Consider the following 26,144-nt stretch of genomic DNA (forward strand, 5'->3'; position numbering starts at 1 on the left):
ACCTGCCTTGTTGCAGGTTGCATCCACGCCGGAAGGACGGTCTGTACGGTATCGCACTCAAGGCCAGCAGCTTCACCGCAAACAAGCCGGGCGCAACACTTCCCCCATGGCCCTCGCGCCCTCGACCGCAATCCATCCCGCTTGCGTGTCCTAACGAACAGACCGCCGCGACCACTGGGCGCAAGAGTGCAGCATGACCTAGCTGCCCTATCGCACCGCCAAGGACCGGCGCGTGCGACAGGGCAAAGGGAGGCGACCATAGTGACCAACCAACTTCTCAATGGCATCCCGAGCAAAGAGCGCAACAGGATTCTCAATCACTGCGAATCGGTAGAGTTGGTCTTTGGCAGCCTTCTTTGCGAAACAGGTCGGATATACAGGCATGCCTACTTCCCGATTACCGGCTTCATTTCGCTGGTGACCCATCTGGATTCCCATCGGCCGCTGGAAATGGGCCTGATCGGCAGCGAAGGCATGCTGGGTGTCACCTTGGTACTGGGGGTACGCAAGGCGCCAATCCGCGCAGTTGTGCAAGGCGCCGGAAACGCCCTGCGCATTTCCTCCGCCCACCTTCTGCACGAGTTGCACGAATGCCCCGACCTGCAACGCAGCTTGAATCGCTACCTCTACATATCGATGGCGCAACTGTCGCAATCGGCCGCCTGCATCCATTTCCATGAGATCCAGCCACGGCTGGCGCGCTGGCTGCTGATGACCCACGACCGGGCGCAGGCCGACCATTTCCACCTCACCCATGAGTTTCTCGCTGACATGCTCGGCGTGCGTCGGAGTGGCATCACGGTGGCCGCAGGGGCGCTGCAGGAACAACACCTCATCCGCTATACCCGCGGCGAAATCACCATTCTCGATCGCGCAGGGCTCGAAGCAGCGGCCTGCGAATGTTACTGCGCAGTGACAGACTCCTACAGCAAGCTGCTCGGCTAAGCGGCACAGCGAACCGACGGGCCGAGAAGATGGGGTCAATGTGAACAGTCAACTACTTCGGACGCCTTCGAGCGAAAGACTCGAGGCCCGCCAGCACCTCATCACCCCATCAATGGAGTCACCTCATGCCTACCAAATCGAACGGTCTCAGATCGAACAGCAACAGCCCCAGCCAGGAGTTTCACAGCTTTCTGGCAGATGTCGAAGACCTGATGAAGGACACTACCTCGCTTAGCGCGGAGGAGCTGACACAAGCCCAGGCCATGCTCAGCGAACGGATATCAGCGGCGAGGGCGTCGATGGAGCAACTGGGTGACAAGCTCGCTCAGCAAAGCCGCAAGAGCGCTGCCGCCACCAATGACTATGTCCACGAGCAACCCTGGAAAGTGATAGGCGCCAGCGCCGCCGCAGCCTTCCTGTTCGGGTTCGTGCTGGCCCGTCGTAGCTGACACACGCCTCGATCTGCAAATGCACTGAGGAATATGGAGGCGCGTCGCTCGCGCCGCGCCCTTCCTCCAGACCACAAGTGCTTTCTACCGCACAAACCATTACCCAGGTTCAAATGAAGGAAGTTTGAGACTCCGAGATCAAAGAGAAAACGTGGCGCGGGAAATGGAGACAGGCATTAATTTGAGAGCTGTAGCTTTCTCCGCTAATGCACCAGTTGCAAAAATGCTCGCAGTTATTCGAAAGCAACCTGTACTGACTCTCACCCACTCTTGAGCGCGCCCGACTTGCGATTTCATCGCTGGAATATCGGCATTGCTCTTGAACTATCCAGACATCATGTCCATTGGCGAAGCACTCAAGATCGGTCACTTCAACGGGGCCGGGTTTTATCGAACTAGCGAATCCGGAGTAGTGAACGACATTACCGCCACCAAGATAAATTCCGTGATGCGCATAAAGCGTGCGCGGGCTAATCAAATGCGAACCGACAGGCAAGCTGCTTGCGCCTTGCTTGATATCTTCCAGCCTGAACAACGAACTCGCTGCAGAGTTTGCCAACTGCCCCCTTCCGCGCGATTTGGCGAAAGGCTTCCGCTCAGGCATCAGAGCATTCAGCTGACGGGTGATGCGGGTAGTTAGCAGGGTCAAGCAGACAAACAGTGCTGAGCGAAGCGCATTAAAACTGTCCGCTAATTCATCTGTGAAGTGCCTCATGATGAAACCCTCCGAAAGCCTTGATGCTGAATATATCGCCAGGGCCGCAGAGATTCATTTGTGCGGAGGATTAAATCCATTAACCAATAAATATGCTCCACCTATACACAAGTATTAAATCCAATACGCAAGTACAAGTCCCCCATCGACAGCCATAGCTTTTAATCAAAACTCTTCGATTTTTTATTACGGACCTGCCCCCCCAGATATCTGGCCGTCGTCCTGGCGAGAGGGCATGCCAGCTGGCCGTTCAGGACCCTTGGTCCGGTTTACCAATAAAGCCAAGCAATTGCCGGCCAGGGGGTAGATAGTGGAATTCCAAGCACTCTCACAACTCCGGCAGAGGCCACCATGAAACGAGACTTCCCCGAGCACGTTGCATGGAGTCAGGCCCAGATGAATGGCGACCACGCGCTGGCATTCGTCGCATTCAAAACGCGCAACAGCGGCACGGAAATGCGCTTTCACCAGGTCTATGACGGCACCAGCTTTACTCGCCTGTCAGAGGCGATCAGCGCGGCTGAACGTGCGCTGGGCAAGGTGCTGGGATTCGATGCTCACGGCGCGCCGGTGTTCAGTTCGCGCGAGTGCTGACCTGCGACAGCGTCCACGATGAGTCTCACCCCGAGGTTTCCATGGCCAAGCGTGATGCGCTACCGCTCGTGCTCCATCGCATCCACATGAATCAGATCATGCTGGGTGCCGCCCTTGTCGAACTGGCGATCTGGATCGACCAATGCGGCTCACCGGACGCCTCTGAGCAGCTCTGCCATCGCCTGGCGACCCTGGAGGCCAACGCCGATTTCATCAGCGAAACCATTGTGGACCTCATGGCTGACTCATAGCTGCCGAGGCCACGTTGCCACAGCCCGCCCCGTGCGGGCTTTTTTTGGCCAGCCGCATGGACACCTGGCATCGTTTTCCTCAGGTCTCGCTCAGGGTCATGAGGATGTCGGCATACCAGGTGCAATTGAGCCCAAGCGCTTCGTCCTGCACGAGGTCGCGGCTGCCAAGGTCCAGGCGTGCCGAGTGGACGCCGAGCAACATCCAGGGCAGTCCCCCCAGATCCTGGCACTCTTCCGGCGCGCGCATCACTACCGGCGCGCCACTGGTGCCACGATGGGTGCGTGCATCGGTGAGGAAATAGCCCTGTCCCTGGAAACGCAGGCCGAACGACGACGCGACAATGGCATGCCGTACCACCGGCATGTGATGAAGGCTGTCGTGGAAGCCCAGGGGAAAACCCACCACCAACAGCGCGGTGCCGACTTCGATGGGCTCGCCGGGCAGTTGCAGGTGCCTCGGCGTGAATGCGTGGTAGACCGTGGCAGCCGGCAAAGCCGAGCGCTCGATCTCGATCAACGCCACATCGACGCCGCCTGCCGTATCCCGCCCCTGTCGCCACAGGCTTTCACGGTCGCGATACAAGGGCACGGAGAAGCCGCAGGATTGCGCCATGTTGTGAAGATCCGTGTGCAGTTCGATTTCGAGTCGATCGGGGAAATGCCGGCTCGGAGCATCCAGCACCACGTGCCGACTGGTGACCAGGAACAGGCGCTCGTCACGCGCAAAGAAGAATCCGCTGGCATTGGTCAGCACGCGCGTACCGGCCAGGGTGCAAATGCGCACGGTGCTCAGCAGCAGGGGTTCGATTACCGACATGGCGTAAGGTCCTTGAGCTCGCGTCGCTGGGACCGCGCGTCGTTGGAAAAAAGTGCATGCCACGAGCATCCGCCTAGTCGGGCCGTTTGACTACGAATAACGCGCCACCGGGCCAGAAAAGGCCTACCCAGCAACTGCCTTGCGGTCCTACAAGGACGATCTATAGCGTCTCGCCCCGTTGTGGCTTTGGCTGCAACCGGGATTAGAACCCCCGTGAAACTGTCGAGAATGCCAACACGCCATAAGCAGGATCAGCGACGTCTTCGGCTCGCTGCTACCTGGCAGTCTATGGCGGACCGTGCAGGGTGGGCCTGGCCCATCCGGTTTGTGGCTTCTCAACCGGGGTTCTAGCCCTGCACGGTCCGCCACCCTCCCCTTGGTGGCGGCTACTCAGTTCCGAACATGGAGTTTGAACATGAGAGCCACGTCCACTCCCTCGCTCGTACCCCCTGCCCTCCGCCACTGCCCGGAGGTGCGTCATGACTGATTACCGAATCCCCACCGTTTTCCCTCGTTTTCGTCTTTCGTTACGCGCGCTCCTGATCGACGACCGAGCCTGGTTCGTCAGCCGAGACCTGGCGAAGCTGGCCTGCATTCGCACCGATACCGACTTCACCCGCAAGCTTGATGAGGACCAGTTGCGCGATGAGCTGCTGCGTCTGGAAGACGGCAGTTTCTGCCTGGAGCGGCTGGTGAATGAAAGTGGTCTGCACCAGTTGCTGCTGGTGCATTACTACCACCCGGAGCATCGCGGGCTGCGTCGCTGGATCAGCAACGAAGTGGTCCCCGCACTGGGACGCGAGGCTGGCGTGGGCCAGCAACCGCGTCGCCGGTTGATGAGTTGGCAGGGCCAGCCGCTAAACCTGATCGAGTGGCAAGGCACGCTGTGGATTCGTTACGAGGACATGCCACGCTTCCAGGGGCAGGTGCCAGAGCGAAAGGCACTGCTCTGAAGCAGACAAAGCCCGGCAGGACGCCGGGCTTTTTCGTTGCAATCGGTTCTGCGGAGTAGAGCTTGCGAAACCCATCGACCACGGCCCGCATGGGTTTCGTTTCTCTACCCAGCCGGCGAAAGCCGGTCAATCCACGAAGTCGGTGGACATCGACAGCGCCTTCCATTCAGCCACTTCGCCATCCACCAGGCTGTGCTTGGCGGCGATGCGAGCGACGGCGTCGCTGCCCAGGGCGAGGCGCTGCGGCGGGTTGGCGGCGTTCACCAGCTCCAGCATGGCGCCGGCGAACTTGCTCGGGTCACCCGGTTGGGCGTGGTTGGCGCCCTCGGCGAAACGGCGCATGGCGCCCACGGTTTCGTCGTAGTCCGGCAGTTCCAGGGCAGTCTTCACCAGTGACTGGTCATCGAGGAAGTCGGTGCGGAAGAAGCCCGGCTCGACCACCGTGACGTTCACGCCCAGCGGCGCCAGCTCCTGGTGCAGCGCTTCGCTGAGGCCTTCCACGGCGAACTTGGTGGAGCCATAGACACCCCAGCCGTAGTAAGCCTGGTAGCCGCCCAGCGAGGAGATGTTGACGACGTGGCCGGAACGCTGGCGGCGCATGTGCGGCAACACGGCACGGGTGACCTTGAGCAGGCCGAACACGTTGGTGGCGTAGATGCGCTCGACTTCGGCGGCACTGGTTTCCTCTACCGCACCGAGAATGCCGTAGCCGGCGTTGTTCAGCAGGATGTCGATGCGGCCGAAGCGCTTGATACCTTCGGCGACCGCCTCATGGGCCTCGCTTTCGCGGGTTACATCGAGGCGCACGGCCAGCAGGTTGGGATGTTCGCCCAGGCGGGCAATCACGTCTTCGGGTTTACGGGCGGTGGCGATCACCGCATCGCCTACCTCCAGCGCTTTTGCAGCGATGAGGGCGCCAAGACCACGGGAAGCTCCAGTAATGAACCAGGTACGCATAGCAACTCTCCTGTGTGGAACCCGCACCGCGCGGGCTTTCTGTTTGAGTTGCGTTCACTGTAGGGCTGGCTGACTGCTGTGATAATCCCAAGAAAATTGCATGTGCTTGTGAGCAAATTTCATTAATTTTAAGAAACGTGTAGAAGCGAGGAAGACGCCGAGTTCTTGCTCGCGAGAACTCCGAGCACGATAGTTCGCGAGCAAGCTCGCTCCTACGGAAGAATCGCGGGCGCATGGCATTGCTGACAGGCCCGCACCGGGCCGGCGGCCTCGATGGCCTGCACCCGTTCCAGGTGGCAGCCCCGGCAGAGTTGGTGGAAGTCCTGCTCAATGCGCACGGCCAGCTCCTGAGACCTCTTGTGGCAGAACAGGCAAGTGCGGTCACCGGAAGGCGGGGCCGGGGAGCGGTCAGCGTAGTCGTGATGGCAGTTCAGGCAATTCACCTGGCCATGTACGCCGTGATCGAAGTTCAGCGGCAGCAAAGGACGCTGTCGCACCAACTCGGCGTGCCCCTGCGCAAGGCCGTAGCCCAGCAGCGCCAGCAGTCCGAGGCAGACCAACAGGTAGAGCCACTTCATAGCGGCAGATCGCTGTTGGTCAGCAGGGCGTAGCCCCCGGCCAGGCACAGGACGAACACCAACAGGCCCGCGCAGAGCCGGCTGGCGAGTCCCCCCGTGTTACGACGCCTGTGCCCCTCGGCTGGCGCCAGGGGGCTACGCGGCAGCAGGGGCCAGATCAGTGCGCAGCTGGTGATGACGCCCCAGAGCACGGCCTTCCAGCACGCACCGGTGTAGAACCCGGTCCCGATCACGTGCACCGCCAGTAGCACCAGCAGCACGGAACTGATCCAGTAGTGCCAACGGCGAAAACGCAGGTGATGACGCCACAGGCGCTGGCGCACGGCGGGGAGACTGATGGGCACGAGAATCAGCAGCAGCAAGGCAGCGAGCGTGCCGGCCAGCATGGGCAGGGAAGCCGAAGGCAGCAGATAATCCACCACCAGCGGCTCGTCCACTAGCAGCAGGCCAACGTGCAGCGCCAACAGGATCAGCACCGCGTAGCCCAGGTCACGATGCAGGACCATGAAGAACTTCCCGTCGAAGTACGGCCGCGACATCGGCCGGCCGCAGTAGACGAACAAGAGGAGGAGGATCACGCCACCGAACAGGCCTGCAGCGTTGGCAAAGTCCCAGGCGGGCGCGAGACCAGGCATGGCGTCGACCAGGAACACCAGCACGTAGGGCAGCGCACTGAGGATGGCCAGGCGCAATGTCAGCGCGACCATGCACTCCTCCTTGGGCATCCACCCGGCACAAGACGCTGAATTCGACCCGGAGGATTCTCTCAGCCTCTGGCAGGTGTGGCGATCGCCTTGCCTGCCAGTCCCGTTGCTGTGGATGCCAAGGTGCCCGGCTCGCGCGCCGGGCCGGTCAGGTTACTTGAGCAGTCCCTCGTCACGCAGCGCCTCTTGCACTGCCGGACGTTCGAGCCACTTCTGGCGCAGACGGGTGACGTTGTCCAGGCCATCGAACGGCGCACCCAGGCGGGTCAACCAGGTGGCGAAGACGCCGAGATAAATGTCCGCCAGGGTGAAGCGCTCACCCACCAGCCACTGGCGCCCCTCCAGGTGCCGCTCGATGTGCTCGAACGCCTTGAACAACTGAATACGCGCCTGTTCACGGATACCGGTATGCGCGGATTCGTCGGCGGAGTAACGCTCCGGGCGGTTCAGCGGGCGGAATGAGGCAGTGTGAACCTCCGCGGCAAGGTAGCCGAGCCAGCCCTGGATCTGCCCGCGCTCGGCGCTGCCGGCCGGAGCGAACAGCGGAGTACCGGGAACCTGGTCGGCAAGGAAAGGCAGGATGGCGCTGTTCTCGGTCAGCACCGTGCCGTCGTCCAGTTGCAGGGCGGGCACGCGGCCCAGTGGGTTGATGGCGTGGATGGGCGAATCCGGTGCGCGCAAGGCGACCTTTTCGATCTGGATAGGCAACCCCAGTTCGTGCACGGCGATGTGGGAGGCCAGCGAGCAGGCACCGGGGGCGATGAACAATGTGGTCATGGTCGTTTTATCCTCAGAAGGGCCGGCTGCCGGCCAGGCTGATGCGTTTCAGGCGGCGCCGCTGGGTTGCCGGGAAGCCGTTGCGGGCGTGCAGCGTAGCCTGATTGTCCCAGTACACGATGTCGCCCACTTCCCAGCGGTGGGTGTAGGAGAAGCGCGGGTCCTTGAGGTGCTCGCGCAGGCGGCCGATGAGTTCGACGCCTTTGTCCGCGGCGTAGCCGGGGATTTCCACTTCTGTGTGCACGCCGAGGTAGAGCAGGCGCTTGCCGCTCTCCGGATGGGTACGTACCAGCGGGTGCTCGGTGCCCTGGATGGGTTCGATGTCCGGCGTGCGGTAGGTGATGCCGACGTTGTAACCGTCACGCAGGCGCACGAAGGGGTTGTAGTTGATCAGTTTGAGGCCATCGATCTCGCGGCGGGTGTCTTCGTCCAGCGCGCTGTAGGCCAGGGCCAGGTTGGTCCAGGTGGTTTCGCCGCCCTCCTCCGGGACCTCCAGCGCGTAGAGCAGGGAGCCGGCCGAGGGGGTCGGCGTCCAGTGGTGATCGCTGTGGGCCGGCAGAGCGATGTTGCTCAGTTCGCCATCTTCGGTGTTGGCCACTTTGACGATGTCCGGCGCCTTGCCGTCGGTGCCCGAAGACAGCACCAGGTAATCCGGATGGGGCTGGAACACCGAGCCGAACCAGGAGGTGAAACGCAGGTACTGCGCATCGTCCAGTTCCTGGCCCTTGAAGATCAGGATGTGATGGTCGCGCAGGGCCTGCTTGAGGGCGAGGATCTGTGCCGAGGTCAGGTCGCGGCGGCCATCCAGGCCACGAACCTCGGCGCCCAGGGGTGCGGCGAGGGGTTCGATGCGCAGCCCGTCGAGGGGCTGGCGCAAGGCGGTGACGACAGTGCTCATGGGGTTCTCCTTGGTCGCGGGTCAGAAGTCGTAACGCAGGGACACGCCGGCAGTGCGCGGCTGGCCCACGGAAGCGGTGTAGGCGCCGTTGCTGAAGGCGAAGGCGGTCAGGTAGTAGTCCTTGTCGAAGGCGTTGCGCACCCAGAGCGAGGTGTCCAGCAGGCCGTCACCGAGATCGGCGCGGATGCCGGCGGCGAAGTTGGCCAGGCCGTAGCCGTCGATCTTGGAAAGCTCGGAGTTGTCCAGGGTGCCTTCGGCTTCGGAACGGTAGGAGTAGCTGGCATTGACGTAGGGGCGCAGGCCATTGCCGGTCTGCCAGGTGTACTCACCGTTGACGTTGCCGATCCAGCGCGAAGCGCCCACCACCCGCTCGCCGGTGAGGTCGCATTTGGCAGTGGGGGTCACGGTGTTGATCTCGCCCGGGCACGGCGCGTCCTTGAAGCTCAGGTAGGTGACGTCGTTGAACGAGCCGTTGGCGTTCAGGGTCAGCCCGCGCAGCGGGCGCCAACTGGATTCGAACTCCACGCCACGGGAACGCACGCTACCGGCGTTGGCCAGCACCGATACGGGCGTCAGCGAGGCCGCGGTGGTGGTCAGGGTGGTGGCCTGGTAGCCGTGGATACCGGTCCAGAAGATGTTCGCGTTGAACAGCAGGCGGCCGTCGTCGAGGGTGCTCTTGAATCCCAGCTCGGCGTCGTTGGCACGCTCGGGGCCGACGATCAGCGAATCGCTTCCCAGCCCCGCCACAGGCGCCACCAGGTTGACCCCACCGGACTTCTCGCCGTGGGCCAGACTGGCGTAGCCGAGCAGTCCGTCGCTGACCTTGTAGCTGAGGCTGAGCAGCCCGGACGGTGCGGCGTTGTGCAGGCCGAAGTCGCCGGTATCCAGTGCGCCCAATTGCGCTTGCCGTGCAGCCGCCAGCGGCCCGGTCAGATTGGCGCCGCCCACCGGGGCGAAGCGGTGCAGCCGCGCCTGCTTCTCCTCGTAGGTGCCACGCAGGCCGAAGGTGAAGTCCAGGCGGTCGGTGATATGCCAGTTACCCTGGCCGAACAGCGCGAAGCTGTCGGTTTCTATCTTGCCGTTGGTTTGGGTGGATACGTTGTTGAAGAGGTTGCGGTTTGCCCCGGTGAGGTAAAGATCGGCGAAGGGACCGTACTGGGTGCGCGTGTTGTTGCCGAGGTTCTGGTTGAACAGGTAGGCACCCACCACATAGTCGAAGGCACCACCGGTGGGCGAGGCCAGTCGGAATTCCTGGGAGAACTGCCGGTCGTGGACTTCGACCCCGCTGTCGACGATCGCCGAGACATCGGTGAGGTCGGCATCGTTGTGCGGGACGAAGTGCCAGTAGCGGTAACCGCTGATGGAGGTGAAGGTGTAGCCGCTGTCCAGGTTCCAGTTGGCCTCGAGCGACGATCCTCCCTGCCAGACATTCACTGACTGCACCGAGTCGATGTTCACCTCGCGCTTCTTCACATCGAGCTGCGGGTTGGCGCCGATCAGCGCGGCACGCTGGCGGAAGCGGTCCGACACGCCATACAGCGCCCAGACACCGTTGGTGGAATCCTCCTGGTTGTAATCGGTGATCCAGCGCAGGCTGAAGTCTTCGTTCGGTTCGAACAGCAACTGCCCGCGTGCGCCTTCCCGCTCGCCGCCTACGAAGGTGCGGCCGTCATGCTGGTTGTCGATATAGCCGTCCTCACGAGTGCGATAGAACGACAGACGCCCAGCGACTGACTCGGTCAGCGCGCCGGATACCGAGCCCCTGCCCTGGAAGTAGCCGCGCTCGCCGCCGGACAGCTGCAGGCTGCGCTCGGGGGTAAAGGTGGGCTTGCGGGTGCTGATGTTGATCACGCCCGCCGTGGTGTTCTTGCCGAACAGGGTGCCCTGCGGTCCCCGCAACAGTTCCAGCTGCTCCACGTCGAGCAGGTCGAACACGGCCATGCCCGGCCGCCCCAGGTAGATGTTGTCCAGGTAGATGCCGGCGCTACCCTCCAGGCCATCGCTCGCGGGGTTATTGCCGATGCCGCGCACCGCCACGCTGGACTGGCGCGCATGGATGTAGGCGACGTTGACGCTGGGCAGTACCTGCTGCAGGTCCTGAACCTTGTAGACCTTCTGCGCCTCGAGATTGTCGCCGCTGAGGGTCGTGATGGGCGTCGGCACCTCTTGCACGTCCTCCTCGCGACGGCGAGCGGTGACCGTGACTTTCTCCAGCGCCGTATCTTCCTTGGCGCCGGGCTTGGCGGCGGAATCTTCGGCATGGGCGGGCGTAACCAGGCCGCCGAGGGCGAGCAACAGGGTCAGGGCGTATTCGGGAGTCGTCAGGCGGTGCAGGGCCAATGGCCTGGCAATGCGAGAGAGAGAGCGGTATGGCATGTGCGTGCTTCCTGTACCAAGGCCCGGGCAGAACGGGGCCGCATCGCGCAGTCGGCGCGACGTTGAGATGAATCGAGTGATTTCGGGATACCCGCGCTGATGACGCGGCAAGCGGTCAGCGACAGCGGCGCCCGATCATGCGCGGGACAGGTGGTGCGGCGGCTCTGTTCATAGGCTCCCCCGGAGGCTGCAAGGTCATATTCTTATTCCCATTAAATATATTTAATTAATTTAAAAGGACTTCTAGGAATAAGAGCCTGCATTTAAAACCAGCCCTCAGGGCGGGAACAAATGCCTTGTTCCTATATTTTCGATGCCGGGAGTGCATGGGCTGGACGGAGGCTGCTGGGAAGCGGCACCGGTTGGTAGGAGCGAGCTTGCTCGCGAACAGCCCGAGCACAATCATTCGCAAGCAAGAACTCGGCGTCCCCTTCGCTCCTGCAGAAAGTCCGATTTCATCCTGGCAATCCGAGTGCGTAAAAGGGTGGATGGCGCTTTTCCCTCCACCACCACGCTGCGGGCCGGACGCCAAAGGTGAAAATGAAAAGCGATTTCCACCCTACGGGGCCAAGGGATCAGCGCGAGAGGTGGCTGGAGAACTGCCCGATGGCGCTGACGACGCGTTGCGCGCCGTCCTGGATTTCAACGATGGCGTTGCCGGCCTGTCCGGACAGTTGCAGGCCAAGTTCGGCCTGCTCGCGCCCACGGTCGATCATGGCGACGGCGCGCTCGGCCAGTTGCTGGTTCTGTTCCACCACCTTGGAAATTTCCACCGTTGCCGAACTGGTACGCGAGGCCAGTTGGCGGACCTCGTCGGCAACCACCGCGAAACCGCGCCCCTGTTCACCCGCACGGGCCGCTTCGATCGCCGCGTTGAGGGCCAGCAGGTTGGTCTGGTCGGCGATCCCGCTGATGCTCTTGACGATGGCGCCGATGACCTGCGACTGCTGGTCCAGCGCCTCGATGCCCTGTACGGCTTCCTGCATGCGGGTAGCCAGCTCGCGCATCACCTCCACCGTCTGCTGCACCACGGCAGCGCCTCGCTGGGCGCTGTCGTCGGTGCCCTTGGAGGTTTCGAAGGCGATGCTGGCAGCCTCGGCCACTGCGGCCTCGCGGTTCACCTGGTCGGTGATCACGGTGGCGAACTTGACCACTTTGTAGAGGCGGTCGTGGGCATCGATGATCGGGTTGTAGGAAGCCTCCAGCCAGACGGTGCGGCCATGCTTGTCGATGCGTTTGAAGCGGTCGGCAACGAATTCGCCACGACGCAACTTGTCCCAGAAGGCGTGGTACTGCGGGGAGTTGTATTCCGCCGGCTCGCAAAACATGCGGTGATGCTTGCCGCGAATCTGCTCCAGGTTGTAGCCCATGCCGTCGAGGAAGCGGTCATTGGCGGTCAGCACTTCGCCTTGTAGGTTGAACTCGATCACCGCAGTCGAACGCTGCAGGGCGTTGATCAGGTTCTCATGCTCGCGGGACGTCTCGATAGTGCGGGTCAGGTTGCTGGCGTAAAGGGAAAAACGCTGCAGCTTCCCGGTACTGTCGCGCAGCGGCTGCAGGATGCAGCGCAGCCAAGCCTCTTCGCCGTCGCCACGCAGCAGGCGCACCACCCCTGCCAGGTGCTCGCCACGGTCCAGCGCGGTCTTCACCTTCAGGTGAAAGTCCAGGCCGCGCACATGTTCAGGGATCAGCTCCAGCAAGCTCTTGCCGAGCAATTGGTCGGCGCGGTAAAGCATCTCCTGCTCGAAGTTGGCGTTGACCGACTCGATGCGGCCGCGCGCGTCGAGGTAGAGCGCAAGCATTTCTTCATCGAGGCTGTCGCGGACCTGCTGGATGGAAGACAGCTCTTCGCGCAGGCTGAGCAGTTCCTGTTTCAAACGGGAGTTGAACATGTCGGGGCTCGGGGAGGTGATAACGCAGGGAAGTACGTCCTGCATCGGCAGCGCTGCCGGCTTCTTGAGACCGTGGACAACCCCTGGCGACGGCCGGGGGAATCACTGCGAAATGAGTCTGGAAGAAGGTGGCCTGGCTGGCCTGCAGGGGTCGCTTGCGCGATGAAGATGGGTGACATCCGTGTCTGATCGCATTCTGCCACCAGCCAGTCAGGCGACGCTACAGCTAAAGCAATTCTCGTTATCCGTGATGGGAATGACGGAAGGTTTCCGCGTCGTCGAGGGTGGGGTCGAATAGCGGATCATCCGGGTCGCGCTCCAGGACCAGGTCGACGTAATCCGGGTCGACCAGCCAGCGCGGAAAGTCCGCCAGGGTTTTGCTTTCACGTCTGCGCGTGTCGCTACTACGTTCGCTGCTCATGCTGGACCTCTTGAGAAACGATGGATCACTTTTATTTGAGCGTCGTGCGCGTCGCTTCGTTCTGCCAGTCGTCAGGATCGATCAGTGCTCGCCCGGTCCGTTTCCTCCGTCGACGAACAGGTGCTTGCGGTCATCCTTGGCCCCGGCGCCGATCAGCATCTGCGCCTGGTCCTCGCTGATCACCGCATTGCCCTCCACGCACCGGATCACCGAAGCGCGCATCACTTCATCGGTTCTGACCACGATCTGGTTGATCGGCAGTTCGATCAGCTTGCCGTTGAGTTCCAGGCTGCAGAGGTCGCGATCCAGATCAATGCTGACGGTCATGACGGTCACCTCGGATGACAGGTGAATATGCCGGTAGAAGCGCGAAGTGACAGTGAAGTTCAGGGAATCTGATCGATGGATTCCTCGTCCTGGCAGACGTGAATCGTTCCCGGATGCGAAGACGCCAGCCCCTTGCAGGGCTGGCGCTATGGAATAAGAAAGCGGGGCCGGTGTGAGGGCACCGAACCCCGGTGGACGATGCGGCGATGCGAGCAGGATCGCAGCCCGGCCACAAGGATCTCCTCCTCCCGTATTGGCGAGAGGGAGTGCTAGGGAACTGTGACGCCCGTGGACGTCGGGGCCTGGTGGCGGATCAGTGACGGCGATCCGGCCGGATCAGGCCCAGTTTTTCGATTCGGTAGCGCAGCATGTCCCGCGTCAGGCCCAGGAGGCGGGCGGACTTGGTGACGTTCCAGTCGGTCTTGTCGAGCATGCGAATGACCATTTCCCGCTCGGCCTCGGGCTCGGCGCCATGACCATTGCCATCGGTGCGGTAGTGGGCAGTGGAGTCCTCCACCAGGCTCGGGCAGATGTGCAATTGCGCGGCGCTGATCAGTTGCCCCTGCGACAGCAGCACGGTCTGCTCCAGCATGTTGCGCAGCTCGCGCACGTTCCCCGGCCAGCTGTAGCTCTGCAGCAGGTGCTCGGCCTCGGCGGAGAAATGCAGCCCCGACTTGCCATAGCGCTTGCCGTGCTGTTTGAGGAAATGCCGAGCCAGCAGCAGGATGTCGTCGCCGCGGGCATAAAGCCGAGGCACACGGACAGAGATGATACGCAGGCGGAAGAACAGATCGCGGCGGAACTTGCCCTGCTGAACCATCTGTTCGAGGTTGCAGTTGGTCGCGCTGATGATGCGCAGGTTGACCTTGCGCTCCTTCACCGAACCGATGCGGCGGATGGTGCGGTCTTCCAGCAGCTTGAGCAGCTTGGCCTGGAGCACCAGGTCCATCTCGCCGACTTCGTCGAGGAACAGGGTGCCGCCATCGGCCGCTTCCACCAGGCCCAGGCGCCGATCCTTGGCATCGGTGAAAGCGCCCTTCTCATGGCCAAACAACTCGGCCTCCAGCAGGTGCGCGGGGATCGAGGCGCAGTTGAACTCGACGAAGGGGCCATTGCTGCGCGCGCCGTCGAAGTGCAGAGCGCGGGCGATCAGCTCCTTGCCGGTCCCGGTCTCGCCTTCGATCAGCACCGCAGGCAGTTCGGCGTCGGCCATGCGGCTTTCGGCATCCAGCAACTGGCGCACCATGGATTTGACTTCCATCATCGCCGGCGACTCGCCGATCAGCGCGGCCAGCCCGGCATTCTGCGCTGCACGGCTTTGGTAGAAGTCCAGCTTGTGCTCCAGGCGCTGGGCGTCCAGGGCCTTGTCCAGCAGCAACTTGAGCTCGGCCAGCGCCACCGGCTTGGTCAGGTAGTGGAAGGCGCCGGCCTTCATCGCCTGCACCGCGTCCTCGATGTTGCCGTAGCCGGTCATCATGATCGGTTTGATCTGCGGAGCACGGTTGCTCACCTCGCGGATCAGCTCATGACCGCTCATACCCGGCAGCGAGTTGTCGGTGAGCAGCACATCGGGCACCTGGTCCCGCAACAGTTCCAGTGCCTCTTCAGCCGAATGGCATACCAGGGCCTCGAAGTTCTTGCGCTCCAGGTAAGTCTGGATATTGCCGGCCAGCAGCTCGTCGTCTTCGACTATCAATACGCTGTGTTCCATCACACCCGTCCTCCAGCAACCTTGAAGTTCAGGCAGATGCGGGTGCCTTCACGCTCGCGGCTGGTCAGGCTGACCTTGCCGCCGAAGCGTTCCATGATCCGCTTGACCATCACCAGGCCCACGCCGAGGCCACCCTGCTTGGTGGTGTAGTAGGGCTTGAAGGCCATGGTTTCCTGCTTGCGCGTCATGCCCTGACCGGTATCGGTGATGGCCAGCAGCAGGCGCTTGCCGGTGCTGTCGGGCTTGACCTCGATGCGTAGCAGGCCGCCATTGGGCATGGCTTCGATGGCGTTGGCGAACAGGCTGTTGAGCACCTGCGCCAGCAGCACCTTGTGGCTGACCACCGCCGGCGCCGCCTCGGCATGGAACTCCACCCGCACACCGGAATGGCGAATCTGCTGGTCGAAGCCGTGCAGCGCCTCGCTGATCACTGCCACCGGTTCCACTGCCTCGGAGTCACCGGACAGCGGCCGCGCCGAAATCAGCAGTTCGCGTACCCACTTCGACATACGGTCCACCTGGCTGATGATGTCCGCGACGTTCTTGCGTACCGGCGGGTCCACGAGTTCCTGGGCGAGTTCGGCACTGGAGCGTATCGCCGCCAGCGGATTGCGCAGGCTGTGGGCCACCGCGGAAGACATCTCACCCAGGGCGACGAAAGTTTCGTTGGCGATCAGCAGGCTCTGCTGCCGGGCCAGCAGGCCCGAGGCCCGGCGCACGATCCAGAACAGGCCTAAATAGATCAGCCCGCCGCCGATGGCAGTGGCCATCCAGATCAGCACGAAGCCACGCTGGATGCGCTGCACCAGGTCACGGGGCTCCTTGTAGATTTCCACTACCGAGGCCACGTTGCCCTGGTCGTCCAGCAACGGGATGTAGTTCTCGATGAACAGGGTGCGAGGTGCCCGCAGGAACTTCTGCTCGGCACGCCCTCCGGTGACCTCGTCATAGCTGGAGGCGACTTGCATCGGTGAAGAAAAAGCCTGTTCCAGATCGTCGTTGCCACTCATGTCCTTGCCCACCAGCGCCGGGTTGGTGGACCAGACGATCACCCGGTCGGCGCCATAGATGTTGGCCAGCAGGGCATCGGGCAGCATGGAGAGGTGGTCGAGGAATTCGTTGCGGGCCCGCTGCCGGGCTTCCAGCATGTGCTGCGGATGGTGCCCGTCCTGGCGGGCGTCCAGCAATTCGCCCATGGTCATGCTCGCCGGCAGCGCCACATGACGGATTTCGGCCGAGGCGATGGACTGGATGAACTGCGAGCTGAGCATCGCGTCGCGCTCGATGCTCTCGGTCACCACGAAGCGCGTGGAGATGATGCCCAGGCCAATGGCCACGCTGGCGATCACCACCAGGCTGACCAGCGAGAACCAGCGCAGCAGGTTGAATTGCGGTGGCGAATCGCCGGTCTTGCCGATCGCATACCTATCCCAGATCACCGACAGAGCGCTCATGGAAGCCTTCCTATGCGTTGCGTGATGGGTTCGGCCCGTCGTGCCAACCGGGCGGCCTTGGACACTTGTACCGGTGCATAAACCAGGCCGGTTTCCCCCATAGCGCCTGAAAGCCGCGCCCCATGCGGTTTCCCCAGAATTAACCCAGCCATTCCCCGGCTTTTCCCCACTCCCCCACCACCCCCAAATTCACCCAGTTGTGGGGGGCCTCCCCCACCTCGGCGGCCTGCTCGGCGTTTATTTCGGCGACGGCCGTGAGCCCTGTACGGCGCGGCTTTGCGAGGCGATCTCGAAACACTGGCACGGTCGTTGCGGAGGGCCGGTCAGCCAGCCTGTGACGACGCGATTCCGCAGGGAGGCGCCCACATTGCAAGAGGAAACGCTCATGCAACGCACACTCTCCAAGGCCACCACTTCGTTCCTCCTGATCGTCGCGGCAGACCAGGTTCCCGCCGCCCTGTTCGACGTGGACCCCGGCCCATACAACCCCGATATCGGTTCCTTCGCTGCCTGGTACCAGGACACCCACGGCCGTACGCTCGACCTCTGCCTGTCCAAGGCAGTGAGCTCGCGGGCTCCCGGTGCACCTGGAGCACCCGGCTACATGTGCTCGCTGCTGCCAGAGCCTGGCGTGTACGACGATGCCCAGCCGCTGGTCTTCCCCACCAACTTCCCGCCGGAAGCCTTCTGGTTCACCGCCGACGCAGCCATCGCCGACGCAGCCAGCGGTATCAACCTCGATTGGGGCTCGGCGATCGAGGCCGCCTTCGCGGTGGAAACTCCGGCCGAGGGCGACCAGATCAGCTTCGCCCGCATCCGCATCCGGGTGGATGTCCCAACCATCGGTACCTACACCATCACCCACCCCTATGGCGTGGAGGTCTTCGAAGTCACCGCGGCCGAGTTCGGAGCCGACGGTGGCCGCGCCATCAACATGACCCGCGACATCGGCATCGGTGCACCCAAGACCTACAACGGCGCCCTGGGCGGCGACATCGGTCCGTTCCTGCGCAGCGTCAACGGCCCCTATACCGAGGTGAACCCGGAAACCACCCTTTCCGAGCGTTTCATCGGCGACCCCAATCTGAACGAGCCGGTCACCGGCAGTCCTTTCAACACCAACTACGTGCGCATCCAGGGCCCTGGCGGCATTGACCTGCGCACCAACCTGTTCGCCGTCTCCGGAAAGCTCTCCGAGGTGGTCCGGCCGACTCCGGTGATCGTCCAGCGCTCCACCTACTCGCGCAGTGCAGGTGAAGCCGGGGCCAGCGCCCAGCAGGACGTCTTCGTGATGGCGCCGCCGCCCCCCGGCACCGCCGACTACGAGGACAGCGCCGGCGACGCAGTGGCCATGACCGAAGCCAACGCCACCGGCAACTGGTACGGCCAGTCCACCGGCAATCCGACCCTGCCGGCCAGCGTCACGATCAACGCCGACAACAGCGTGGCCATTCCGGAGAGCACGCCCACCACCCTGAGCGCCCCACTGGTCGATCTCGTTCGGATCGAGCGCGCCGAATACAACCTGAACTCCGGCGAACTGACAGTGGTAGCCAGCAGCAGCGACGAAACCTCGCCCCCGGAACTCACCGCCACCACCAGTAGCGGCGCCGCCATCGGGACGCTCAGCGGGGACGGCGCCACCAAGTCGCTTACCACCGGCATCACCCCCACACCTCCCGCGAAGGTGACCGTCACCTCGCTCAGCGGCGGCAGTGATACCGAAGAAGTGGTCATTCTTCCCTAAGCGAACCCAGAGCCGAGCGCTCAAGCGCCAGGAGGCAACATGAACAAGTGGCCCTGCCTGCTTCTCACAACCCTGGGTCTCGCTGTCGAAGGCATCGACACGGCCGAGGCCGCCCTCGAGGCGGTCCACCCAGGCCCATACACCGCATCCACCGGCTATTTCCCGCAGTGGTACCAGGACAGCGACGGCCAGAGCCTGGAGCTCTGCCAATCCAAGGCCCTCAGCCCCACCGGCGGCTACATGTGCACCCTGCTGCCGGAACCGGGCCAGTTCGATGACCTGCAGCCGATGGTCTTCCCCAACAACTGGCCCAGCGAGCTGTTCTGGTTCATGGCCGAGGCCAGCATCCCGGACGCGGGCAATTACGGCCTCGAGGTCTACACCGCTGCCGTCGAAGCCGCCTTTGCCCTGGAAGTGCCGCGCGTCGGCGACCAGCAGAGCTTCGCGCGCATCCGCATCCGCGCCACCATCCCCACGCCGGGCAGATACACGGTCACCCACCCCTACGGCGTGGATGTCTTCGACGTGACCGCGGCTGATATCGCAGAACGAAGTGGCCGTCGCGCCATCAACATGACCCGCGATATCGGTATCGGCGCGCCAGGCGTGTTCAGTGGTGCCCTCACCGGCGACGTCGGCCCCTTCCTGAAAGGCCCTGGCTACCCCTATCCGGGCACCAATCCGGAAACCGGCGAAGCAGAGCAGTTCATCGGCGACCCCAACGTCCCCTCGGCCGTGACGGGCAGCCCCTTCGACACCAACTACGTCGAGATCAGCGGGCCGGCGGGGACCATCCGTACCGACCTGTTCTCGGTCTCCGGCAAGGTGTTCGACTCCCGCGCCGCCACCCCGGTGGAAATCGAACGGGCCAGCTACCGGCGCACCAACCAGGGCACGCGCCTGGAAGTGTTCGCCAATGGTCCGGAAGATGCCGACTTCTGCTACCGGGAAACCCTGGAGCTGGTCCAGGACGGTACCAACCCGGCCTGCCTGGCGGACATGGTCAACGACGGCGCCGGCTTCTTCTTCGCCCACAACCCGGCACCGGGCGTGCTGCCGCCCTTCGTCGTGGTGACCGCTACCGACCCGTCGGGCGCCACCAAACCGACTTCGCTTTCCAAGGAAGTCACGGACGTGGTGAAAGTCAGCACCGCTCGCTACAACTGGGCCGACCATTCGCTGACCATCGAAGCCAGCTCCAGCGATGAGGTGCAGATTCCCGACCTCGCCGCCCAGGGCTTCGGCCGTCTGACCAAGGCCGGCGTCCTGCAGTCCCTGCGGGTCACTGATCTGGCTCAGCCGCCAGCTGTGGTTACGGTCAAGTCCGCCGCTGGCGGTGCCGATACCGAGCCTGTGGTGGTGGTCGGCAGCGCACCGGAAGAAGTGCCCAACCAGCCGCCGGTGGCGCTCAGCGACGGTGCCAGCACCAGCTTCGGCGTACCGGTGACCATCGCCGTGCTGGCCAACGACAGTGATGCCGACGGCGACGTCCCGCTCAGCATCACCGATCTGAACCAGCCCGCCCCCGGCCTCGGCACCGTGGCCCTGAACGGCAGCACCAGCGTGATCTACACGCCGCCGCCGGTGGTCAACAGCCCGCTCACCGCGACCTTCACCTACCGCGCCCAAGACATACGCGGCGCGGCGTCGGCTCCGGCGACCGTCACGGTCAGTGTCAGCCCCAACCAGCCGCCTGTGGCCACCGCCGATACCGGCGCGACACTCGGCGTACCGCTGACCCTGAACGTGCTGACCAACGACAGCGATCCGGAAGGCAACGTGCCGCTGACCGTGGTCAACCTCACCCAGCCGGCAGCCGGCCAGGGCACGGTGAGCACCAACGGCACCAGCATCACCTACACCCCGCCGGCCAATGTCACCGCTGCCTTCGCCGCCACCTTCACCTACCAGGCCCGGGACGCCTTCGGCGCCCTCTCCACCCAGGTGAACGTGACCGTGCAGGTATCGCCGCCACCGGCCGCTGCGGAGAACTTCACCGTCGCCACCAACGAGTTCACCCTGCGCTCCAACAACCGGGTGACCTGGGCCCTGGACGGCACCAGCTCGGTCACCGTCGGCAACAGTGTGCGGGTCCAGGTGACCACCACCACCGGCCTGCTGGACCTGGGCTCGGTCGTGGTGCCGGCAAGCGGACGCTGGCGGATGTCGGTGACCACCACCGGCGCGGTTCCCACCGCGAGCCCGACGGCCACCATCACCACCTCTCAGGGCACGGTTCGCACCGTAACCCTGGTTCCCCGCTAGGAGGCTGGCCATGAACGCCGCCGTCCTGTCGCGCACCGTCCTCCTCCTGGTCCTCGGGCTCGGAAGTGGCGTGCCGCAGGCGGCGGACCTGATGGACAACTTCGACCTGGCCGGCGGCAACACCGACCTCGCAAGCCCGCAAGGCGCCCCGCTGGACCAACAGGCCCTGGTGCGCCAGCTGGGCGACGCGAATGTCGCGTTGCTGACGCAGGACGGGCATTCGTTGCTGGGACAGATCATCCAGAACGGCAGCGACCAGGAGGCCTACATCCTCCAGGAAGGTGTGCAGAACCTGGCGTCCATCTCCCAGCAGGGCACGGGCAACCAGGCCTACATCTCCCAGAGTGGCACCAACAACCGGGCCGAGATCGGCCAGGTCGGTGCCGACAACAGCGCATCCATCGTGCAGTCCGGGGACGGACTGAACAGCAGCGTTACCCAGTACGGAAACGGCCTCAGCGTGCAGGTGATCCAGCACTGAAGGCGCACTCACGATCCAACGACTCGCGGGGACCGTCCCCAGGAGGCAACACCATGTTCCAGTACAAACCGCTCGCCGCAGCTATCCTGGCCCTAGTCAGCATCCAGGCCTTCGCCGACGACAGCCAATCGACCCAGACCCAGAGTGGCCTGGAGAACATCGCCGAAGTGCAGCAGGCCGCCGCGCCCTCCAGCACCGCTACCCAGCTCCAGACCGGCGATGGCAACAATGCCTACGCCAACCAGGCAGACGGAACCGGTACCGTCTCCCAGACCCAGGACGGCGAGTACAACGCCTCCACCGCGGTGCAGAACACGGAAACCGAAAGCCAGGTCACCCACACCCAGAGCGGTGAATGGAACCTCGCCCACAGCGAGCAATGGTTCAACGAGAACAGCCAGGCCAACGTGACTCAGAATGGCAGCGAGAACGACGCGTTCAGCTTCCAGGACAGCCAGATAGCCAGCACGGTCAACATTACCCAGGTCGACCAGCGAAACATCGCCGATGCCGAGCAGACATTCGGCACGAACAATACGACCACCATCAACCAGAGCGGCACCCACAACCAGGCAGGCACCTGGCAAGTGGACCAGACCGGCAGCCGTATCGAGATCCAGCAATCGGGCAGCGACAACGAGGGCTACGTAGATCAGACCGGTCCCAGCAACGATAACCAGGCGGTGATATTCCAGAGCGGCGAGACCGGCTACGCCGAAATCTGGCAGACCGAACAGGACAACAGCGTGGCCACCATCGACCAGGGCGGCGGCGCCCTCAATGAAGTGGTCGTGGACCAGAGCTTCGGCTCGGGCAACGTGGCCACAATGACCCAGACCGGCGACGCCAACGCTGCCTGGGCCGACCAGTACGAATCCACCGACTCCACCAGCACCGTCACCCAGACCGGCAACAGCAACCTCAGCCTGACCTACCAGGAAGGCACGAATCTCAACCTGACGGTCGACCAGAATGGCATCGACAACAATGTCTACGCCAGTAACTGGCAAGGCGCCCAGGAGGGCGGCCAGTTCGGCAGCGACCAGACCGTGGAGCTGAGCCAGAACGGCAACGGCAACACCGCCAACTTCACCCAGGAAGGCAACTTCAACGAGCTGTACTTCGACCAGACTGGCGACGACAACACCCTGGTGGTCGCCCAGCGTGAAGGCGGCAACCTGGCAGAAGGCTCCAGCGAAGGTATCGGCAACAGTGTCGAAGTCGACCAGTCCGGCAGCGACAACCTGAGCCAGATCTTCCAAAGCGCCGGTGGCGGCAACAGCGCCATCATCACCCAGGCCGACATGAACAACGTATCCGTCGTCACCCAGGTGGGCTGGGACAACCAGGCCCTGGTCACCCAGAGCAACTTCAACCAGAACTCCGTTATCGACCAGAACGGCACCGGCAACAGCGCCATCGTCGTCCAGCAGTAGTCCCCCGATGCCGCCGCCCCTTCGTGGGCGGCGGTCTTTTCCCCATGCTCCTCGCCGCCCTGCTGGCCAGCGCCAGCCTCCAGTTGCACCCTCTGGCCCCCGGCCAGGCCGAAGTGCGCCTGTGCTTCGCCAACCCCACGCCCGCCATCCGCTACGAACTCCAGGTCACCGCCCAAGGCCCCGCCGGCCGCAGCCGGTCGCGCCAGAGCGGTGTGGCCGACCGAACCTGCCCGGTAACCAACACCCTCCAGCTTGCGCCGGGAACGCAAGTCGAAGCGCAGCTCAGATGGTGGGTAGAAGGCGTGGAGCAGGAAGCTCAGGCGGAGTGGGCCGTGCTTTAGGGCGGCCCGCCAACCGGGACTATGGCTTTACCTGTGGGGGCGAATTCATTCGCCAAGCAGGACACAGACCTGCCCATCGAGCCCCACCGGTCATCTAGTGGGAGCGAATTCATTCGCGAAGGGCTGCGCAGCCGCCCCTCGCACCAGATCCACTGGCATCAATAGACCGGCGGTGCTTCGGGCAATACTTCCGGATCAGGAATGAAGGGCATGGCCCAAGGGTCCAGGTTGCGCCCCTGGCGCTGCAGGTCGGCGCGGGCCTGCCCGATCACCCCGGCCAGCCGCAACGGGTTGGCGTACTGCGTGCTCTGGATGTTCTCGATGGACAGTACTACCTGGCCCTGCAGGTCGTGGACGGTGAGGCTGAAGCTGTCGTCCGCTTCGTGGCTTCTTACCTTGCAGCCGTAGGGTACGAAGGCTTCGCTGGCCAGGCGCATGGCGGTGTTACGGGTAATCGGCGTGGTCATGGCGGGCTCCCCGCTGGGTAGTCACACAAGGTTGACCACCCGAACGCGGGAGCGGGTTCCGCCATGGCGACGGAGGGTCAGTGGATGGAGACCTGCGCCCCCATGTACTTTTTCAGCGAGGTCTGTTCCACCGGCTGGTCCCCGGCCGCCGACCACAGCCGGCGTTCCACGCCCTGGGCAATGAGGTGGGCCACGGCGGATTCGATAGCTGACAGCACGCACAGCTGTGCCGGTTCGTTGGTGGTGTAACCGGCCTCGGCCTCCAGCAGTTCCTTGAACTCGATGAACTTGAACACGCTGGCGCTCTGACCCACCGAGTAGATGGTCTTGGTGGTCATCACGTTGGCCAGAACCGTGCCGCTGCGCACGTCCACCGCGCGCAGATTCACCGAGACCTGGTCGACCCGGTACTCGTGGGAAGCGCCGATGCCAAGGTAACGGGCGCCTTCGCCGCCGCTGCGCACGTTGGTGTCGTAGGCGATGATGCCGCCCTCCAGCAACAGATTGGCGGCCTGCAACGGCGGCAGCTGGGTCTGGATGTTCGCCGGCGTATTGGGTTTGTTCTGCGAGGCACGGATGATCTTGCGTTCGGTCAGCACGTTCTGCAGCCCCTCGCGTTCCAGCACCATGAACCAGCCGCTGGCCTGCAGCGCATCAACCAGCATGCTGGCGGCGCCCTGGGTGACGCTGGTGGAGAAGGAACTGGCCGGGGTCGGCTTGTACTGTCCGGTCTGGTCGCGGAAGCCGTACACGGCCGCCACCAGCCGGCCCTTGGGTCGTGGCAGGTTCAGCAGGTCGTAATAGGTCGAGGCGCGCGGGGTCAGCGTTGGCGTCTGGCCTTCGGTATCGGCCGACATCGGCTGGCGCAGGCCGCAGCCTTGCAGGGTGGCGAGCAGCAGGACCAGCATCAGCACTCTGTTCATGGTCGTGGCTTCCTGTCGATGCCTGGATTAGGGGAGCAGGCCGTTGACGACGACTTCCGAAACTTCGCCGGTGGCGCGATCGGTGATTTCGATGGTCAGCTGACCACCATCGTCGATCATGTTGATGATGAAGGACTCGGTGGTGAGGCTGCCGGTATTGCCCTCCTCGATATTGGTCAGCAACTGCGACAGCAGGCGCGATTCCAGGGTGCTGGTGAACCGTTCCAGGGCACTCTGCCGGGTCGCCGTGGAGCGGGAGTCCGGGTCATCGTGATCGTTCTGCGCCTGGGCGTTGTTCAACAGCCAGGTGCCATTGAGCGGGTTGCCGCCGAACGCGGGGTTGACCGGGGTGTACACCAGCTCGGTAGCCTGGACCGATCCGACCAGGCCGAACCCGAGCAACCACAGGGCAAGTCTGTTCTTGTTCATAGTTCGTCCCTCTCCATGTCGTGTGTGTCTTGCAGGAGGCGTTGCAGCTTCGTTTGGGCGATGGCCTCCAGCACCAGGTCCGCCGCTGCATAGGCAGTGGGTTGCAGTTCTGCGGTGTTGGGCGGAAGAAACTGGCGGTAGAGCACGCGTTGCTCGTACTCCACCCAGATCAGGCTGCCCCAGCGGGCATCGGGGCGTTCGCGCACCACCAGGTTGAAATCCAGCTTGCTGGTGTCGCGCAGGCGCTCACTGAAGGAGCGATAGAAGTCGTGGCCGATGTGGGAAATGGTGTAGTCGACGATGAAGCCCATGATCTCGTCTTCATCAGCACGCGCCGCGCCCAGGGCGCAGCACAGAGCGAGGACGGCCAGCAGCGGTGCGCGGCTCATGGCAAGGCCCTCGCCGGCGTGTTCTCCATGAAGGCTTTCTCGGCGACGAAGCGCCAGTCGGCATAGCTGCCCGTGCCTTCGAACTCCACCCATTGCGCGGGGAAGTGCGCCTGTTTCATCGGGCGCTGGCGGGCCTGACTGTAGATGCCGGCGATGCGTCCGTCGAAGGAGCGGATCAGGCCCCAGTCCGTGCTGCCGGTGATGGGGTCGGGATAGAGCTGCCTCAAGTGCCTGACGGCCTGCGGGAAACGGTTGTCTTCCAGCAGCTCTTCCAGGGTCGCCGGGTACTGCGCCACCCCCGGCGAGGAGCGGTAGTAACTGCGCAGGGCCTGGGCGTACTGGCTGCCGACCCAGAGCAGGTCGCGCTCGCGGGCGCGCTGGCTGCTGGTGGACCAGAGCTGTCCCGCGCCGGCCAGTGCCATCCCCATCAGCATCACGAGGAAGAGCACGCCGAGGTAGGTGAAACCCTGCTCACCAGTCCGCATAGAGGCTCCCGTCACGCGCCCGGCCCGGGGCGCCGCTCTTGACGTCGTAGACGCTGCCCGGCGCGCCTTCCGGGGGAGGCAGTACCACCCACAGGTCGCTGCGCTCGGTCATCGGGTCCTGTGGCAGGGCGCGCAGGTAGCGCTGGGCAACGAGTTCCTCTATCGAATCAGGATAGCGCCCGGTATCGCCGTAGAACTGGTCCAGGGCCTCGCGCATGACCGAGAGGCTCTGGCGCAGGGTGGTCTCCTTGGAGTTCTCCAGGCTGGAGAAATAGCGCGGCACGGCAATGGTCATCAGCGTGGCGATGATGGCCATGACCACCAGCAGTTCGATGAGGGTGAAGCCCTTCTGCCGAGTCATC

29 protein-coding genes and 1 pseudogene are annotated in these 26,144 nt (G+C 63.6%); 10 read left to right on the forward strand and 20 right to left on the reverse strand.

The features are described from left to right. Nucleotides 1-261: 261 nt before the first annotated feature. Together SA496_RS22275 and SA496_RS22280 are read left to right on the forward strand one after the other, a co-directional pair. Entirely contained in the window at nucleotides 262-945 is a 684-nt protein-coding gene (locus tag SA496_RS22275) for a Crp/Fnr family transcriptional regulator (protein ID WP_280358051.1), read from the forward strand. Between the two features lie 125 nt (nucleotides 946-1,070). Further along, a complete protein-coding gene (locus tag SA496_RS22280) occupies nucleotides 1,071-1,394 on the forward strand; it encodes a DUF883 family protein (protein ID WP_153920541.1) in 324 nt (107 codons plus the stop codon). A gap of 109 nt (nucleotides 1,395-1,503) precedes the next feature. Here the strand turns inward: SA496_RS22280 and SA496_RS22285 are convergent, their stop codons facing one another. After that, nucleotides 1,504-2,109: a lecithin retinol acyltransferase family protein gene (locus SA496_RS22285; protein WP_330114477.1), complete on the reverse strand. Its 606-nt coding sequence runs from the start codon at nucleotides 2,107-2,109 to the stop codon at nucleotides 1,504-1,506. Nucleotides 2,110-2,460: 351 nt separating this feature from the next. On the opposite strand from SA496_RS22285, the gene SA496_RS22290 reads away from it, so the two are divergent. Then, a complete protein-coding gene (locus SA496_RS22290; RefSeq protein WP_153920545.1) occupies nucleotides 2,461-2,703 on the forward strand; it encodes a hypothetical protein in 243 nt (80 codons plus the stop codon). Nucleotides 2,704-2,744: 41 nt separating this feature from the next. Next, nucleotides 2,745-2,954, forward strand: coding sequence for a hypothetical protein (locus SA496_RS22295; RefSeq protein WP_153920546.1), 210 nt, complete (start codon nucleotides 2,745-2,747; stop codon nucleotides 2,952-2,954). Nucleotides 2,955-3,033: 79 nt separating this feature from the next. On the opposite strand, the gene SA496_RS22300 is transcribed toward SA496_RS22295, so the two are convergent. Next, on the reverse strand, nucleotides 3,034-3,771 hold the full coding sequence (locus SA496_RS22300; protein ID WP_153920548.1) for a S1 family peptidase: 738 nt from the start codon (nucleotides 3,769-3,771) through the stop codon (nucleotides 3,034-3,036). 479 nt (nucleotides 3,772-4,250) lie between these two features. Here SA496_RS22300 and SA496_RS22305 point away from each other — a divergent pair, with 479 nt between their 5' ends. Next, nucleotides 4,251-4,724 carry a BRO-N domain-containing protein gene (locus tag SA496_RS22305; protein WP_330114478.1) on the forward strand — a complete coding sequence of 158 codons (474 nt, stop codon included), beginning with the start codon at nucleotides 4,251-4,253 and terminating at the stop codon, nucleotides 4,722-4,724. Between the two features lie 126 nt (nucleotides 4,725-4,850). Here the strand turns inward: SA496_RS22305 and SA496_RS22310 are convergent, their stop codons facing one another. The 12 genes and pseudogenes from SA496_RS22310 to SA496_RS22360 all read right to left on the reverse strand — a co-directional run bounded on the left by SA496_RS22310 (nucleotide 4,851) and on the right by SA496_RS22360 (nucleotide 16,819). Continuing rightward, complete coding sequence (locus tag SA496_RS22310; RefSeq protein ID WP_330114479.1) at nucleotides 4,851-5,681, reverse strand: oxidoreductase; 831 nt, start codon at nucleotides 5,679-5,681, stop codon at nucleotides 4,851-4,853. A gap of 212 nt (nucleotides 5,682-5,893) precedes the next feature. After that, nucleotides 5,894-6,259: a cytochrome c3 family protein gene (locus SA496_RS22315; protein ID WP_120654464.1), complete on the reverse strand. Its 366-nt coding sequence runs from the start codon at nucleotides 6,257-6,259 to the stop codon at nucleotides 5,894-5,896. Further along, the gene (locus tag SA496_RS22320; RefSeq protein WP_330114480.1) at nucleotides 6,256-6,966 is read right to left on the reverse strand and encodes a ferric reductase-like transmembrane domain-containing protein; all 711 of its coding nucleotides are present in this window, start codon (nucleotides 6,964-6,966) and stop codon (nucleotides 6,256-6,258) included. The genes SA496_RS22315 and SA496_RS22320 overlap by 4 nt, the downstream gene beginning before the upstream one ends. Nucleotides 6,967-7,116: 150 nt before the next feature. Next, the gene (locus SA496_RS22325) at nucleotides 7,117-7,740 is read right to left on the reverse strand and encodes a glutathione S-transferase C-terminal domain-containing protein (RefSeq protein WP_330114481.1); all 624 of its coding nucleotides are present in this window, start codon (nucleotides 7,738-7,740) and stop codon (nucleotides 7,117-7,119) included. 13 nt (nucleotides 7,741-7,753) lie between these two features. Continuing rightward, nucleotides 7,754-8,638 carry a TauD/TfdA dioxygenase family protein gene (locus SA496_RS22330; protein WP_120654461.1) on the reverse strand — a complete coding sequence of 295 codons (885 nt, stop codon included), beginning with the start codon at nucleotides 8,636-8,638 and terminating at the stop codon, nucleotides 7,754-7,756. Nucleotides 8,639-8,659: 21 nt separating this feature from the next. Then, nucleotides 8,660-11,014 (reverse strand): TonB-dependent receptor, encoded by a 2,355-nt coding sequence (locus tag SA496_RS22335; RefSeq protein WP_330114482.1) that lies wholly within the window; start codon nucleotides 11,012-11,014, stop codon nucleotides 8,660-8,662. Nucleotides 11,015-11,589: 575 nt separating this feature from the next. Then, the gene (locus SA496_RS29340) at nucleotides 11,590-12,021 is read right to left on the reverse strand and encodes a methyl-accepting chemotaxis protein (protein WP_256673142.1); all 432 of its coding nucleotides are present in this window, start codon (nucleotides 12,019-12,021) and stop codon (nucleotides 11,590-11,592) included. Between the two features lie 156 nt (nucleotides 12,022-12,177). Then, a pseudogene (locus SA496_RS29345) lies at nucleotides 12,178-12,951 on the reverse strand (PAS domain-containing protein); the annotation flags it as partial. 196 nt (nucleotides 12,952-13,147) lie between these two features. Next, on the reverse strand, nucleotides 13,148-13,327 hold the full coding sequence (locus tag SA496_RS22345; RefSeq protein WP_120654458.1) for a hypothetical protein: 180 nt from the start codon (nucleotides 13,325-13,327) through the stop codon (nucleotides 13,148-13,150). An 81-nt stretch (nucleotides 13,328-13,408) separates the two neighbouring features. After that, nucleotides 13,409-13,654, reverse strand: coding sequence for a DUF3203 family protein (locus SA496_RS22350; RefSeq protein ID WP_330114483.1), 246 nt, complete (start codon nucleotides 13,652-13,654; stop codon nucleotides 13,409-13,411). 313 nt (nucleotides 13,655-13,967) lie between these two features. Further along, on the reverse strand, nucleotides 13,968-15,365 hold the full coding sequence (locus SA496_RS22355; protein WP_330114484.1) for a sigma-54-dependent transcriptional regulator: 1,398 nt from the start codon (nucleotides 15,363-15,365) through the stop codon (nucleotides 13,968-13,970). Next, complete coding sequence (locus tag SA496_RS22360) at nucleotides 15,365-16,819, reverse strand: sensor histidine kinase (RefSeq protein ID WP_153920560.1); 1,455 nt, start codon at nucleotides 16,817-16,819, stop codon at nucleotides 15,365-15,367. Before SA496_RS22360 ends, SA496_RS22355 begins: the two co-directional genes overlap by 1 nt. Before the next feature lie 385 nt (nucleotides 16,820-17,204). Here SA496_RS22360 and SA496_RS22365 point away from each other — a divergent pair, with 385 nt between their 5' ends. From SA496_RS22365 to SA496_RS22385, 5 genes are read left to right on the forward strand one after another with little or no spacing between them, the layout of a single operon-like run. After that, entirely contained in the window at nucleotides 17,205-18,566 is a 1,362-nt protein-coding gene (locus tag SA496_RS22365) for a hypothetical protein (protein ID WP_120654454.1), read from the forward strand. Nucleotides 18,567-18,605: 39 nt separating this feature from the next. After that, nucleotides 18,606-20,831 carry an Ig-like domain-containing protein gene (locus SA496_RS22370; protein WP_330114485.1) on the forward strand — a complete coding sequence of 742 codons (2,226 nt, stop codon included), beginning with the start codon at nucleotides 18,606-18,608 and terminating at the stop codon, nucleotides 20,829-20,831. A gap of 10 nt (nucleotides 20,832-20,841) precedes the next feature. Continuing rightward, nucleotides 20,842-21,312, forward strand: coding sequence for a curlin (locus SA496_RS22375; RefSeq protein ID WP_120654452.1), 471 nt, complete (start codon nucleotides 20,842-20,844; stop codon nucleotides 21,310-21,312). 53 nt (nucleotides 21,313-21,365) lie between these two features. Beyond that, on the forward strand, nucleotides 21,366-22,748 hold the full coding sequence (locus SA496_RS22380; RefSeq protein ID WP_330114486.1) for a curlin: 1,383 nt from the start codon (nucleotides 21,366-21,368) through the stop codon (nucleotides 22,746-22,748). Nucleotides 22,749-22,792: 44 nt separating this feature from the next. Further along, nucleotides 22,793-23,089 (forward strand): hypothetical protein, encoded by a 297-nt coding sequence (locus tag SA496_RS22385; protein ID WP_153920568.1) that lies wholly within the window; start codon nucleotides 22,793-22,795, stop codon nucleotides 23,087-23,089. A 158-nt stretch (nucleotides 23,090-23,247) separates the two neighbouring features. On the opposite strand, the gene SA496_RS22390 is transcribed toward SA496_RS22385, so the two are convergent. From SA496_RS22390 to SA496_RS22415, 6 genes are all read right to left on the reverse strand, one after another. Beyond that, on the reverse strand, nucleotides 23,248-23,556 hold the full coding sequence (locus SA496_RS22390; RefSeq protein WP_120654449.1) for a hypothetical protein: 309 nt from the start codon (nucleotides 23,554-23,556) through the stop codon (nucleotides 23,248-23,250). A 77-nt stretch (nucleotides 23,557-23,633) separates the two neighbouring features. Then, nucleotides 23,634-24,479, reverse strand: a complete 846-nt coding sequence (locus tag SA496_RS22395) for a CsgG/HfaB family protein (RefSeq protein ID WP_120654448.1) — start codon at nucleotides 24,477-24,479, stop codon at nucleotides 23,634-23,636. A 27-nt stretch (nucleotides 24,480-24,506) separates the two neighbouring features. Beyond that, a complete protein-coding gene (locus SA496_RS22400; protein WP_120654447.1) occupies nucleotides 24,507-24,908 on the reverse strand; it encodes a curli assembly protein CsgF in 402 nt (133 codons plus the stop codon). Then, entirely contained in the window at nucleotides 24,905-25,297 is a 393-nt protein-coding gene (csgE, locus tag SA496_RS22405; protein WP_153920569.1) for a curli production assembly/transport protein CsgE, read from the reverse strand. Before csgE ends, SA496_RS22400 begins: the two co-directional genes overlap by 4 nt. Further along, complete coding sequence (locus tag SA496_RS22410; RefSeq protein ID WP_120654445.1) at nucleotides 25,294-25,782, reverse strand: type II secretion system protein; 489 nt, start codon at nucleotides 25,780-25,782, stop codon at nucleotides 25,294-25,296. The genes csgE and SA496_RS22410 overlap by 4 nt, the downstream gene beginning before the upstream one ends. Then, complete coding sequence (locus SA496_RS22415) at nucleotides 25,769-26,143, reverse strand: type II secretion system protein (protein ID WP_120654444.1); 375 nt, start codon at nucleotides 26,141-26,143, stop codon at nucleotides 25,769-25,771. Before SA496_RS22415 ends, SA496_RS22410 begins: the two co-directional genes overlap by 14 nt. Nucleotide 26,144: the final 1 nt, after the last annotated feature.

The sequence above is a fragment of the Pseudomonas sp. JS3066 genome, from assembly GCF_036328175.1.
Taxonomy (GTDB): domain Bacteria; phylum Pseudomonadota; class Gammaproteobacteria; order Pseudomonadales; family Pseudomonadaceae; genus Metapseudomonas.